The following is a 12,921-nucleotide window of genomic DNA, read 5'->3' on the forward strand; positions in this document are numbered from 1 at the left end:
GCAGGTTTCTTTGAGACTGGCTGAAGCGGGCGTTATTGAAGTGGAGCAGCTGTAGCATGAGTACCTTGCATATTGCGTTAGTGGGTAATCCTAATTGTGGCAAGACCACCCTTTTCAATCGCCTCACCGGCAGTAAACAAACCGTAGGTAACTGGCCGGGTGTTACGGTTGAACGTAAACAAGGTCGTTTTCTGTTAGCCGAGCAAGAATCACTGCTCACCGATTTACCCGGCGCTTATTCTCTTGATTTGCCGGTTGAAGAAGGTGCTATTGACGAGCAAATTGCTCGCAATTTTGTTCTGTCCGATAACGCCGACTTGGTATTGAACATTATTGACGCCAGTAATCTGGAACGTTCTCTATATTTAACTACCCAGTTGCTGACTATGGGCAAACCCATGCTGGTTGCGCTCAACATGACCGATGTTGCTGCCAGCAAAGGTATTGAAGTCAACGCTCAGGCCTTGTCTGAACAATTAGGCTGCCCAGTTGTGCCCATCAGCGCCAGTAAAAACCAAGGTATGGCCACCCTCAAACAGCACATTCAGGCATTTTCCCAGCGCCCAGAATTACCGTTTGGAATGCAATGGCCTGAGGTTTTAGCCAATGCAATAAATCAATTAAGAACTGATCTTCAGCCAATCAACGCACAGCATAACTTTCCCCATGAATGGCTGGCTTTACGACTGTTGGAAGGCACCGCACCTAAAGAAGTTAAAGTTTCCAAAAGTCTACAGCAGCGTTTGGATTCAATGAATAGCCAGATTAAAACTGAATTAGCTGAAGATCTGGATATTATTATTGCCGATGCACAATATTCTCATATTGGCGGCATCTGCCAGATTGCAATTTCAAAAACTCGCGACTTGAAAAAAGATATCACAAAAAAAATTGATCGTTGGGTGTTAAATCGCTGGTTAGCAATTCCGGTATTTTTAACCGTAATGTATTTAATGTTTCTGTTCAGTATTAATATCGGCAGTGCATTTATCGACTTTTTCGATATTTCAGCCGGCGCATTATTTGTCGATGGACCAACCGCATGGCTCGGTTCAATTGGTTTTCCTGAATGGTTAATTACCATTATCACTTCTATTGGTGCAGGCTTACAAACTGTTGCCACCTTTATTCCAGTGATTATTTTCCTCTATTTATTTTTATCATTTTTGGAAGATACTGGTTATCTGGCAAGGGCTGCATTTGTTATCGATAAAACCTTGCAAGCTATTGGCCTGCCAGGCAAAGCTTTTGTTCCTTTATTAGTTGGTTTCGGTTGTAACGTTCCGGCAATTACTGCAACCCGCTCATTAGACCGCGAACGCGATCGTTTAGTGACCATTATGATGGCACCCTTCATGTCGTGTGGTGCTCGGTTACCAGTCTATGCCTTATTTGCTGCAGCACTGTTTCCACAAAACAGTCAAAATGTAGTGTTCGCGCTTTATCTGACCGGTATTGCAATGGCGATGCTAACCGGATTTTTGCTTCGTAAAACTTTATTGCCCGGTCAATCTAGTCCGATGGTAATGGAGTTACCTTCGTACCATATGCCGAACTTGTCGACTATCTGGATTCAATGTTGGAAGCGCAGCAAAAGCTTTTTATTAGGCGCGGGTAAAACCATCGTCATCGTAGTGGCTGCACTTAACTTTGTTGGTTCTATCGGTGCTGATGGCAGCTTTGGCAACAACGACAGTGAAAACTCAATATTGAGCGTCGCAGGCAAAGCCATTACTCCAGCATTCCACCCACTGGGCATTACCGATGAAAACTGGCCAGCGACTGTTGGCATCTTCACCGGTATTTTCGCCAAAGAAGCCGTTGTTGGAACCTTAGACGCGCTTTATGCCCGAACCGAAACTAATCCAGAAGATGCTGCTGAATTTTCACTGGTTGATACAATCGCTGAGGCGTTTGCCACCATACCGGCAAACCTGCAAGACGTAATGGCGAATTTATCTGACCCGCTAGGGATGGATTTAGCCGCCAGTAGAGAACTAGACGACGCAGCCGAAGCGCAAGAAGTCACCAAAGGCACCTTTAAGGAAATTCAAGCAGTTTTCCCAAGTGCCGCCGCTGCTTTTGCCTACATGTTATTTATTCTGCTCTACACCCCGTGTGTTGCCGCACTGGGTGCCATTCAACGTGAAGCAGGTAAAAACTGGATGCTGTTCTCCGCTGCATGGACCTTCACCATGGCCTGGATTGTTTCAGTTGGTTTTTATCAAATCAGCCAAATTTCAGTTCAGCCAATCATTAGCATGAGTTGGGTCGCTGGATTAATCGTATTGTCGCTTGCAGGATTAAGCATGATGAAGCGCTGGCAGATCAACCAGCAGGGAGCTTAAAATGCTGACGGATATCAGAGATTTTTTACATCACAATCAACAGGCAACGCTCGAACAGCTAAGTCTGAAATTCAATAGCCAACCTTCGGCAATTGAAGGCATGCTGCAGGTCTGGATCCGTAAAGGTTTGATCGCAAAAGCGACACCAGACAAATGCGGTGATTGCTGTAAATGTGATTCCGCCAGTAAAACTTATTATTACTGGAAAGGTGCCGGTAAAGGTAAATAAGCACCGATGTTTTTCAAACGCTCGTATTCTTTGAATCGAGCATTTTTTTGTTTCAAGGTGATTTACCGTCACGTAAAAACTTGTTCTGCCAATTGTTTTCACCCTCTGAATTTGCAAAACTCCGACTGCTTGATGAAAACTCCGACCATTTGGTCACAGCAGATTAATCAATCAGGAAGTGTTACAAAATGTCAGATGATATTGCGTTCAAAATTCAGTTGGGCTTAATCTTACCCAAACTAAAAGATAAACTCGCTCCAGATTTAACCGAAATCATCAAAGAACTTGTGGGAATTGTTAGCGCAGGTAGTCTTGATGAAGATGAAGCTTTTGATTTAGCCCCAATCAAAGAAATCATTATGAAAGATTTGGAAATATTTCTTGATAAAGAAATCCTACCTCCTATTCAAGCCGAGTTAACACCCCCTGAAGAAGAATCCGCAGAAGAAGATGCTGCTGAAGAAGCGCCAGCAGCAGAATAATTAAACAATGTCAGGAAGCTGTTAAATTAACCAAAACATCACCTATTTGATAGTTTCCTGATCTTCTTACTTATTGACTATTAAGCCACTAGAAAAACCTTTTGAAAGGTAATAAAACAACTGCCGCAAATGTGATTCAGCTAGCAAATTTTTAAATCCTCAAGATCACTACAAAGCTGCCCTTATCTGCCAACCTACTAAGCAAACTAGCAACCAATCAACTAGATAAGGGCTTTAGCTTATCCGTAAGCTCCTTATTATGAATAACCAAAAATCGATATCACAATCAGACGACTGAAATAGCCCCGCAGACTGAGCTTTCGACCTGATAATCCCCTGCTATATTGATAGAGCCGATCAAATAATCAGGAATTTCTAATGTCAGATGATATTGCGTTCAAAATCCAGCTAGGTTTAATTCTGCCTAAATTAAAAGACAAACTCTCTTCGGATTTAACCGAAATCGTCAAAGAACTGGTACAGATAGTCAACGCCGGTAGTGTAGAAGGTGATGAGTTTGATATGGGACCAGTCAAAGAAATTATGATGAAGGATTTGGAAATATTTCTTGATAAGGAAATCTTACCACCGATTGAAGCATCACTAGCGCCTGCAGAAGAGGAAGCAGCTGCCGAAGAAGCACCCGCTGAAGAAGAACCTGCTGCCGAATAATCTAATAATTAAATTGACAGTAGCCGCTGAATCTTTCCCAGTGGCTACTATCATCAAATGTCACAACAACCATTCCAACAATTTACAAAGACTGTTTAGAAGGCCTTTTTTGCAATCAATCACTTAGTCGATTCGATAATTCAAACCAATATATGCTCGCTGTAAATCTTCCAGATCCGCATTGCCCGGCAAGCCATTACCCAATTGAACTTCAATATCTGCAGACAAGGTGCTCTTACGTAACTGAAATCCCAGCTCTAATTGCAGATGACTGCTAGGTTGCCACAAAAAACCTGCTTGTCCGCCATAACCAAAACCTAAAGCGGTGTCGGCTTTTATTTGATAGCGATCATTCAGAAAACCTACTTTTAGTTCTGGCTCAAAACTGGCGATATCCACCCCTGCCGTCAGCCCCGAGAAAAAACTAACTGAACCTGCACGCCACAGCCAATCATGATTGCCGGTAAAACTGGTCATTTGGATTTTATCGGCACTGACTAACTGCAACCCTAAATAATAACGGCGCTGCTCACTGACTTTGCCAATTCTCAAACCAAAGGATTGTTGTTGACTGGTATCCAGTTCAACATTTTGCTGCTGTGCTTGGCCTTGCCAACCAGGTTTAACACTAGAAAGTTCTGAACTGAGAAATGCATCGCTGGCCTGAGCCGAACCGGTGCTAACAACACTGCATGAAAGGGCAATTGCAGCAGCAAGAAAGGTTTTCATATCGAGTCCTTGTCAAAGAAAAATAGCTGATCCTTCGTCGCTATCGATTATCGTCTTTGAAAGTGTAGCCACCGATAAGCGGCTTGCTTGAACTTGATATATTTTATGCCCGAACCACCTCAAATTCTGCATTTTGGAATGGTTCAGGTTCATTGATTCAATCTTTTTGTTAATCGTTACATCGGTTCAAATAATACCTTTAAATCTTCCGCGGTAAGTGCGCTGGCACTTTTACCATCAGCTGAATACACCCCACTTGCCAATGCCCGCTTGCGTTGCTGCATTGCCTGCATTTTTTCTTCAACGGTACCCTTGGCAACCAAGCGATAAACAAATACCGGTTTATCTTGACCGATACGATGTGCTCGGTCAGTTGCTTGGTCTTCCACAGCAGGATTCCACCAAGGGTCGTAATGAATCACCGTATCAGCAGCAGTCAGGTTTAAACCGGTTCCACCTGCTTTAAGGCTGATTAAAAATACCGAAGCTAAGCCATTTTGAAATTGCTGTATCGGTGTATCTCGATCTTTGGTTTGACCGGTAATTTTTACAAAATCAATTTTTCGCCGATGAAGTACTCGCTCGATAATCGCTAGCATGCTGGTGAATTGTGAGAAAATAAGCACCTTACGATTTTCACTTAGCAGCTCTTCCAGCAATTCAGTTAATTCATCTAACTTGGCAGATTGATGCACATTTTCAGCTGCCGATAATTTAACCAATGATGGATCACAACACACTTGACGCATTTTTAGCATTGCATCCAGAATCATTATCTGACTCTGTGCCAAACCTTTGTTTTTAACCTCTTGAAAGACTTTCAACTGCATCGCAGAGCGAACGGTTTCATACAGATCTCGCTGCTTATCTATCAGTTCAATTTCACGAATCATTTCTGTTTTCGGCGGCAATTCTGTTGCAACCAAATCTTTGGTTCGACGTAACATAAAGGGGGCGATTCGTTGCACCAACCGTTGCTGAGTAGCAAAGTCGGCATCTTTCTCTATTGGCTTACGATAAAGCTGAGCGAACCTTTTTTTATTACCTAAAAAACCAGGCATTAAGAAATCAAACTGACTCCATAACTCTTGAAGATTATTTTCTACTGGCGTTCCAGTTAAACAAATTCGGTAATCTGTTTGTAATTCACGAACCGCTTTACCGGCTTTGCTAAGTGGGTTTTTAATCGCTTGCGATTCATCCAATATCAGCATTTGCCACTTTTGCGGTTTAAGAAGTTCAGCATCTCGCTGGACCAAGGCATAGGTCGTCAGAATTAAATCATATTGGGCAATACTTTCTAGCGATCTTTCACGGCCACTTCCGTGATGCAGCAACACTTTAAGCGAAGGCGCAAATCGTTCTGTTTCTCTGCGCCAGTTATGCATGAGACTGGTGGGCGCTACTACTAACACCGGTAGCATTGTATCTTTTAATCGTTGCTTTTCTTTTAAAATGTGCGCCAAAGTCTGAACAGTTTTACCTAAACCCATATCGTCTGCTAATAGGCCACTTAAACCCATTTCACGTAAAAACTGCAACCAATTCAAACCTTGTTGCTGATAATCACGCAATTTTGCTTTAAGTGTTCGCGGTACCGAAACATTTTTAAGCTTCTTAAAATCTTTAAGGCTTTGTGCTATTTCTTGTAGTCGTTTTCCACCAGAAAAATTCAGACCAAACCTTTGCGCAGCTTCATGGACCACCAAAGCCTGTGAAGGCAAAACACCAACACCTCTCGGATCATATAGCTCCAACAAAGTGGTAATTAAAAAGCGCACTCTCGATGCTGGTAATTTAGCAAATTGTTGATTACCTAGCGCAACTGATACTGGCTTATCACCCATAGTTGCCAGTCGTTCCGCCGAAGGTAAAAACTGTAATTGACTAGCCAATATCGGCATTAAATCAATTTTTTTACCATTGAGTTCAAAACCTAGCTCCATGGCAAACCAGTTATCTTGAGCTTCAGAAAAACTGCCATACCAAGCATCATCGTCAATTTCTAGCAGCTGATAAGGAAAATCGGCTGCCACTTCAATTTGCCAACCTTGGTCTTGCAATTGCGGCACAACCTGCTCAAAAAACTCCAACCATTTTTGATCGGCCCTTGGATAAAGCAAACCGGCCGCAATAAAGTCACCGGTCTGATAATCAGCTTGTTGCAAATGCGACGGTTCGACCATTTGCATGAATTTCAACAACCATTCTTTTGCCCGTTGCTCTTCATTGCTTGCGCGAACATAGCAGCGACCATCAATTTCAGCTTCGATGCGTTGGTCCGCCAAACCCAAAAATTCAATTTGAGTCTGTAAATCACCATAAACAAAATGCAATTTGGCCCGTGCAGCAATATCGACCGGCATTCCCGGCATCGCCACCACCGTATCTAAAATCAATTTCGGTTTTGGGGCTGATCGAATATAAGTCAAGTCAGGCGGCAATTGTTCTTGGGGTAGCCCGGCCTGTTTTAATTGCTGACGAATTTGTGGCAAAAAAGCCTGGGGAATCACCGGCGCTTCCATCAACAAATCAAAAATTTCTTGGGGGAAGTTAAACTGTATTTTGCTGAGCAGGCATTGATCATCGACTTGGGTTAATCCCAACGGCGGATCAGTCAACACCATCATGATTTGAGTTTTCAGCTCATCACAAAAATAAGGTGTTTGCTTTTGCTGTTCATCGCAAGACCAACCGACATGAAGCTCAATCGATTGATCTGAAAAGGTCACCTGCGGGTAATGCTCGGCATCTAAAACCAAACGCGCCTGCTCGGCTATTTCAAATAGCACATCAGGGCTTCGATTTAATAATCGCGGCGGTTGATCTGGTTTTAAAATTTGCAAGATATCATCATGGTACATCTGGCGAAAAAACTTTCGATCGGATTCATCAAACGGAGAAACTAAGTAAGGAGATAAACCATCGCTAATTCTTTTTAATGGCTTGGCTTTACCATGTTGGCCATTGTTTAATTTTCGGCTGGAAGCTAAAGCTAACCCCAAACCGTCGCCTGGAAAATCTTCCGTTAACATGTACAGCAGATATTCTTTCTTTCCCGTTCTTACTGAGCCTGGAATTAACTCAAAAGCAGATGATGTATTTTGCGCAGCGCCCGCCTGAGAATTATCTTTTCCGTCAGCCGCTTGTTGTAATAATTTGCTCCAGCGCTCGAAAGCATGCTTTTCTTGCCAGCCAGCAAAAACCGGCTGATCTGATTCGCCGAAAATATCATCATCTGGCAATTCATCTGGCAATAATGGTGTCTGATCTAGCTGCTTATTTAAAAATCGAAAAACCAGATCACTGCCCTGCTCAGCAGCTAAATGAAGCAATAGCACACAACTGTGTTTGCAATTTATTCTCACCGGACAACTACAACGTCCAGATAAATACTCATCGCTAAAGCTCGCTTGATAAATCTGGGATTCAGAACCTTTGATCTGGCCGGACACTTTTACGTGATAACCGCCCTGACTCATCGAGCAACTAATCACCATATTCTGATAGAAATAGTTCAGCGCACGGGCATAGGTTTTTTGACCAAAATGCTCAATTAGCTTTTGCGTCAGTTGCTTACTTATCAATTGAGAGGTAGATCCAGAAAATGCAGGCATTGGCGATCAAACACTAGAAGCTCAGACTGGAGATTATACAAAAAAACCCGCCGAAGCGGGTTTTTTCAAAACGTAAAACTCATTAGTTTTTATGCGGCAGCTTTCTCGGTAACCACTTCAACGCTTTCTGAAGCTTTAGCTGCTGCCTGACAAACCGCTGCAGTAAACAATACGTCAGTTGAACTATTCAGTGCCGTTTCTGCAGAATCCTGCAATACACCGATGATAAATCCAACCGCTACGACCTGCATTGCCACTTCACTTGGAATACCAAACAGGCCACATGCCAAAGGAATTAACAGCAAAGAACCGCCAGCAACACCCGATGCACCACATGCAGATACCGCAGCAATAACGCTCAGCAGTAATGCGGTCGGTAGATCAACATCAACGCCAACAGTATGAGCTGCCGCCATGGTTAATACGGTAATCGTGATTGCCGCACCCGCCATGTTAATCGTTGCACCCAGTGGGATAGATACTGAATAAGTGTCTTCGTCCAGTTTTAATTTCTTAGCCAGACCCATGTTAACTGGAATATTGGCTGCTGAACTACGGGTGAAGAATGCGGTAACCGCACTTTCACGTAGGCAGGTAAATACCAGTGGATATGGGTTACGTCGGATCTGACTCCAAACGATAATTGGATTAACGACCAGTGCCATTAATAGCATTGCGCCGATTAATACCGACAACAAAGAGGCATAACCCAGCAGTGCACCCATACCAGTGGTAGCCAATGTGTTAGCCACCAGACCAAAAATACCGATAGGCGCAAAACGAATCACCAAACGCACAATTGAAGAAACGCTGTGTGCCAGATCGCCAACCATTTCACGGGTCGCTTGCGAGCCATGACGTAGCGCAACACCCAGAGCAATCGCCCAAGCCAAAATGCCAATGAAGTTTGCGTTCATCAAAGCACTAATTGGGTTATCCACGATATTGAATAATAAATTACTCAGAACTTGAGTAATGCCTTCTGGAGGCGTGGTTGTAACATTTGCCGTAGTCAGTGCTAATTCGGTTGGAAATACAAAGCTTAATGCAACTGCAATGAACGAAGCAGATAGTGTGCCGACAATATAAAGCTTCAAAATTGGCTTCATATGGGTTTGTTGGCCAGCTTTTTGGTTAGCAATTGCCGAAGCAACTAATACAAATACCAAAATTGGTGCGACTGCTTTCAAAGCTTTAACAAACAGGCTTCCCAAAAGCCCGAAAGATTTTGCGGTTTCTGGAGAAATCATCGCAAGTGCTAGACCTGCAATGATGCCAACCAGTATCTGCAAAACCAGATTTCCCTTGAACATTCGTTCACTTATTGATGCATTAGACATTTTATAGGCACACCCGTAATAATTTTCTTTAGCCCTGTTCAGCAGCAACATCTCGCTGCAGGGATCTAGATCTGCATAATTGTTCACAGATTCCGATTAAAAATACCTGAGCTGTTAAACGATAACCCTGACTCACGTCTAGCCTGTCACATCTTTTGTCTAGCCATTAACATCTTTTTTGTTACCGAAGACTTGATCTCATGCAGTCTTTGCGCCTGAATAGAGCTATTGCTCGCCACCTATTCCACAGGCATATGACAACTTCTCAAGATATTTCTATCAAGACTTCTCCACTAATCTCCTGTAGCGAGCTATTGGCTCAATTGGGACATGCTGGACTGGTGATTATTGATTGCCGCTTTGATCTTGCTGAGCCTCAAGCCAATATTGCTGAGTATCAGAAAAATCACATTCCTGGTGCTCGCTATGCACACCTCGATTTAGATCTCTCTGCACCAATTGGCGATGGAAAATTAGGTCGCCACCCTCTGCCAGCGCCAAAGCAATTTATTGAAAAGCTGCAAAGCTGGGGCATCGACCAATACAGTTCAGTAGTGGTTTATGATCACAGCAGTTGTGCAATGGCCGCAGCCAGAGCTTGGTGGCTTTTAAAACATTACGGAATAGACAATGTTCGCGTGCTGGAAGGTGGGTTAAAGCAGTGGCAAGCCTGTAATTATCCGCTGGATAATAAAATTCCAACCATTATTCGTAGCAATTGCGCAGGTGTATCGCCCGATGACACCATGCTGGTCGAGATGCCGCAGATATTGCAGCAAATTGAAAATCAGCAAAATGAATTACTGCTGGTTGATGCCCGAACCGCTGAACGCTATCGGGGTGAAGTCGAACCACTGGGGCCAATTGCCGGTCATATTCCTGGCGCCAAAAATCGCCCCTTTCCAGACAATCTCGATCAAGATGGTTTATTTAAAACAGCTGAAGATCTAAGCACTGCCTTTAATCAATTGCTTGATAGTGAAAAAACAGCAGTATTTTATTGTGGCTCTGGCGTAACTGCTTGCCATAACATTTTAGCCAGTCAAATTGCCGGTCTACCAATGCCTAAATTGTATAATGGCTCGTGGAGTCAATGGACCAAAATTGAAAATACGCCGATTGAAACATCTTAATTCTCAAATATAAAATGCAAAATATCGGAATAGTCTATTTTGATTACTCCGGTATTTTTTCAATTGTAAATTTTTTGATCTGATACCCGCGATTCTGTAATCGTTCGAGCCATTTTTTCCAGGTACCAATATAAGACGCTTGTTCAAACAAACCATTGCTTTCACAAAAGTGAGTCACTTCAGCCAATTGAGCTCGTCTTGGGTCATCTGGCATTAACATCAGCTCTTGGCGATGTAACACCGGCGGATTTTCTCTTTGGCTATAATCGATCAGTTTCAGTGGTTTTATCGGTGGCTGACTTAACGAAACAATCATAGCATGCTGTAAACAAGGGAATAAATGCTGCTTGAAATCTTGATATACCAACAGTGAAACTTGCGAAAGGTCAGTCGCTACTTTTGCCAGATTCCAGTTTTCAACCCACTCTGCTGGAACTTGATCATTTTCTTTGACTAGCTGCTCTGCTTGACTAATCGCCTGCTGCTGATCTGCGGTTAAACAAGTTAATGCAGAGCGATGAATATAATGCACCTTCCCCAATACTCTGCCTGCGATTACTTTATTCTTTGCCATCTACCTTCTCTGCTATTAATTTAACTGGTTATTCATACAACCTGCGATTAATTCAAAATCATGCCAGCGCTTTATAGCTCTGGCATGATTTTCAATACTTAATATTTCAAGCAGCTTTTAGCTTGTGCAACAGTTGCTCAGTATCCGTTACTTCTGCATAAGCAAAACCTAATGCCGCCATATAAGCATTATGAACTTGCTCAGCTGCAACTACTTGGCCATTAATTTCTAAATCACGGCTGGCACAAGCATCTTGAGGAACAATGCAAGAGAAACCAAAATCAGATGCCGCTCTAACGGCCGCATCAATACACATATGGCTCATCGCACCAACAATGACTAGCTCTTCAATATTCTTTTGCTGCAAAATTTGTTGCAAGTTGGTGTTTAAGAATGCATTTACAGTAGTTTTCCTAACAACATCCTCTCCTGCAATCGGTTTTACTTGATGATGAATTTCTGCACCTTGGGAGCCGATGGTAAAAAATGGTGCATCATCTGATTCAAACTCATGGTAAACATGAATAACCGGCTGATTTGACGAACGAAATTGACTCAATAGCTGCTGAGTATTTTCTGTTGCTTGTTCAATTTTATGCAGCGGCCACTTGCCTGATGGGTAGTAATCATTCTGTAAATCAATAACTAACAATGCCTGACGTTTCATGTCTCACTCCAAAAATCAACAATTTCCAGCTTCATGCTTCGCAAGCAGTGCGGCTGATCTGCGGACTATTATTGATCACAGCGGCAATCTATACTGCTGTCATATTTGACACATTTAAGGTCATAACAGACAAATGACATCTGTAAAAGCATCCGTAATTGACGAGACAACTCATCAGGTCGTGATACAAATAGTCAATTATCCGCAAGCAATGCAATCGGCCGTTAGCGGCCTAGATGAGCTGTTCCAAATGGCGAACCGTTTTAGCCATCCGGTGGTATTTTCATGTGAATTTGTCAATTCATCACACATTGCAAATCCGTTTATTAAAGCCAACTATTCACGATCGACACCTTTATCAGCATTAGTCGTTCCACCTAGCATCGGTGAAAGCTATTACTTGCAACCAGAAAACAATCTGCTGGATTACATAAGAGATGCTCACAGTAATGGTTCCATTATCTGCTCGGCTTGCGCCGGTGCATTTATTGTCGCGGCTTGCGGGTTAGCAGATCAGCGACAAGTAACTACCCACTGGGGATTGGCTGATATTTTTCGACAAAAGTTTACCCAGTGCCAACTCGATACCAATCAGATATTAATCAATGATGGTGATTTAATTACTGCCGGTGGATTAATGTCGTGGCTTGATCTTGGGCTAGAGCTGGTTGCGCAGTTTGCGGGATCAGCCTGCATGCGCCAACTGGGTAAATTTATGATTGTCGATACCGGTGCCCGCCAGCAGCGGTACTATCAGAGCTTCACCCCCTCTTTCACTCATGGCGACGAGTTAGTATTAAATGCTCAGCACCACTTACAAAAACACTTCAACAACACCATATTAATCAGTGAACTAGCCAGCATTTTTCATACCACTGAACGAACATTACTTCGACGATTCAGCAAAGCAACTACCCTCACGCCTCTGGCTTACTTACAAAGAGTCAGAGTACAAAAAGCGTGCGATTTAATTGAAAATAGTAGCGAGGCAATTGAACAAATTGCACTTCAAGTCGGCTATCAAGACAGTTCTTCTTTCCGTAAAATTTTTCAAAAAATTATTGGGTTAACACCGGGAGAATTCAAAGCTAGATTTGTTAAAAGTTAGGTGTATCTACAGGCTCTCCTAA

General features: G+C 42.9%; 11 protein-coding genes. 6 read left to right on the forward strand and 5 right to left on the reverse strand.

Translation table 11 applies throughout. The features are described from left to right. Positions 1 to 56: 56 nt before the first annotated feature. The 4 genes from feoB to DC094_RS20015 all read left to right on the forward strand — a co-directional run bounded on the left by feoB (position 57) and on the right by DC094_RS20015 (position 3,731). The gene (gene feoB / locus DC094_RS20000; protein ID WP_116688904.1) at positions 57 to 2,348 is read left to right on the forward strand and encodes a Fe(2+) transporter permease subunit FeoB; all 2,292 of its coding nucleotides are present in this window, start codon (positions 57 to 59) and stop codon (positions 2,346 to 2,348) included. 1 nt (position 2,349) lies between these two features. Then, on the forward strand, positions 2,350 to 2,577 hold the full coding sequence (locus DC094_RS20005; protein WP_116688905.1) for a FeoC-like transcriptional regulator: 228 nt from the start codon (positions 2,350 to 2,352) through the stop codon (positions 2,575 to 2,577). A 188-nt stretch (positions 2,578 to 2,765) separates the two neighbouring features. Next, on the forward strand, positions 2,766 to 3,059 hold the full coding sequence (locus tag DC094_RS20010; RefSeq protein ID WP_116688906.1) for a hypothetical protein: 294 nt from the start codon (positions 2,766 to 2,768) through the stop codon (positions 3,057 to 3,059). 378 nt (positions 3,060 to 3,437) lie between these two features. Beyond that, positions 3,438 to 3,731 carry a hypothetical protein gene (locus DC094_RS20015; RefSeq protein ID WP_178030940.1) on the forward strand — a complete coding sequence of 98 codons (294 nt, stop codon included), beginning with the start codon at positions 3,438 to 3,440 and terminating at the stop codon, positions 3,729 to 3,731. Between the two features lie 123 nt (positions 3,732 to 3,854). Here the strand turns inward: DC094_RS20015 and DC094_RS20020 are convergent, their stop codons facing one another. The 3 genes from DC094_RS20020 to sstT all read right to left on the reverse strand — a co-directional run bounded on the left by DC094_RS20020 (position 3,855) and on the right by sstT (position 9,417). After that, positions 3,855 to 4,460, reverse strand: coding sequence for a hypothetical protein (locus tag DC094_RS20020; RefSeq protein ID WP_116688907.1), 606 nt, complete (start codon positions 4,458 to 4,460; stop codon positions 3,855 to 3,857). A 176-nt stretch (positions 4,461 to 4,636) separates the two neighbouring features. Further along, positions 4,637 to 8,077 carry a DEAD/DEAH box helicase gene (locus DC094_RS20025; protein ID WP_116688908.1) on the reverse strand — a complete coding sequence of 1,147 codons (3,441 nt, stop codon included), beginning with the start codon at positions 8,075 to 8,077 and terminating at the stop codon, positions 4,637 to 4,639. A gap of 89 nt (positions 8,078 to 8,166) precedes the next feature. Continuing rightward, complete coding sequence (gene sstT, locus DC094_RS20030) at positions 8,167 to 9,417, reverse strand: serine/threonine transporter SstT (protein ID WP_116688943.1); 1,251 nt, start codon at positions 9,415 to 9,417, stop codon at positions 8,167 to 8,169. 254 nt (positions 9,418 to 9,671) lie between these two features. On the opposite strand from sstT, the gene DC094_RS20035 reads away from it, so the two are divergent. After that, positions 9,672 to 10,550, forward strand: coding sequence for a sulfurtransferase (locus tag DC094_RS20035; RefSeq protein ID WP_158527413.1), 879 nt, complete (start codon positions 9,672 to 9,674; stop codon positions 10,548 to 10,550). 43 nt (positions 10,551 to 10,593) lie between these two features. Here the strand turns inward: DC094_RS20035 and DC094_RS20040 are convergent, their stop codons facing one another. Beyond that, on the reverse strand, positions 10,594 to 11,124 hold the full coding sequence (locus tag DC094_RS20040; RefSeq protein ID WP_116688910.1) for a class I SAM-dependent methyltransferase: 531 nt from the start codon (positions 11,122 to 11,124) through the stop codon (positions 10,594 to 10,596). A gap of 106 nt (positions 11,125 to 11,230) precedes the next feature. Next, on the reverse strand, positions 11,231 to 11,791 hold the full coding sequence (locus tag DC094_RS20045; protein ID WP_116688911.1) for a cysteine hydrolase family protein: 561 nt from the start codon (positions 11,789 to 11,791) through the stop codon (positions 11,231 to 11,233). Between the two features lie 133 nt (positions 11,792 to 11,924). Between DC094_RS20045 and DC094_RS20050 the strand changes: the two genes are divergently transcribed. Next, the gene (locus tag DC094_RS20050) at positions 11,925 to 12,899 is read left to right on the forward strand and encodes a GlxA family transcriptional regulator (RefSeq protein ID WP_116688912.1); all 975 of its coding nucleotides are present in this window, start codon (positions 11,925 to 11,927) and stop codon (positions 12,897 to 12,899) included. The last annotated feature ends 22 nt before the right edge of the window (positions 12,900 to 12,921 follow it).

This window comes from Pelagibaculum spongiae (genome assembly GCF_003097315.1).
Taxonomy (GTDB): domain Bacteria; phylum Pseudomonadota; class Gammaproteobacteria; order Enterobacterales; family Pelagibaculaceae; genus Pelagibaculum; species Pelagibaculum spongiae.

What these genes read in the sequence shown, in the direction of transcription:
- feoB (WP_116688904.1), top strand. Translation starts at nt 57, where the DNA reads ATGAGTACCTTGCATATTGCGTTAGTGGGTAATCCTAATTGTGGCAAG.
- DC094_RS20005 (WP_116688905.1), top strand. Translation starts at nt 2,350, where the DNA reads ATGCTGACGGATATCAGAGATTTTTTACATCACAATCAACAGGCAACG.
- DC094_RS20010 (WP_116688906.1), top strand. Translation starts at nt 2,766, where the DNA reads ATGTCAGATGATATTGCGTTCAAAATTCAGTTGGGCTTAATCTTACCC.
- DC094_RS20015 (WP_178030940.1), top strand. Translation starts at nt 3,438, where the DNA reads ATGTCAGATGATATTGCGTTCAAAATCCAGCTAGGTTTAATTCTGCCT.
- DC094_RS20020 (WP_116688907.1), bottom strand. Translation starts at nt 4,460, where the DNA reads ATGAAAACCTTTCTTGCTGCTGCAATTGCCCTTTCATGCAGTGTTGTT.
- DC094_RS20025 (WP_116688908.1), bottom strand. Translation starts at nt 8,077, where the DNA reads ATGCCTGCATTTTCTGGATCTACCTCTCAATTGATAAGTAAGCAACTG.
- sstT (WP_116688943.1), bottom strand. Translation starts at nt 9,417, where the DNA reads ATGTCTAATGCATCAATAAGTGAACGAATGTTCAAGGGAAATCTGGTT.
- DC094_RS20035 (WP_158527413.1), top strand. Translation starts at nt 9,672, where the DNA reads ATGACAACTTCTCAAGATATTTCTATCAAGACTTCTCCACTAATCTCC.
- DC094_RS20040 (WP_116688910.1), bottom strand. Translation starts at nt 11,124, where the DNA reads ATGGCAAAGAATAAAGTAATCGCAGGCAGAGTATTGGGGAAGGTGCAT.
- DC094_RS20045 (WP_116688911.1), bottom strand. Translation starts at nt 11,791, where the DNA reads ATGAAACGTCAGGCATTGTTAGTTATTGATTTACAGAATGATTACTAC.
- DC094_RS20050 (WP_116688912.1), top strand. Translation starts at nt 11,925, where the DNA reads ATGACATCTGTAAAAGCATCCGTAATTGACGAGACAACTCATCAGGTC.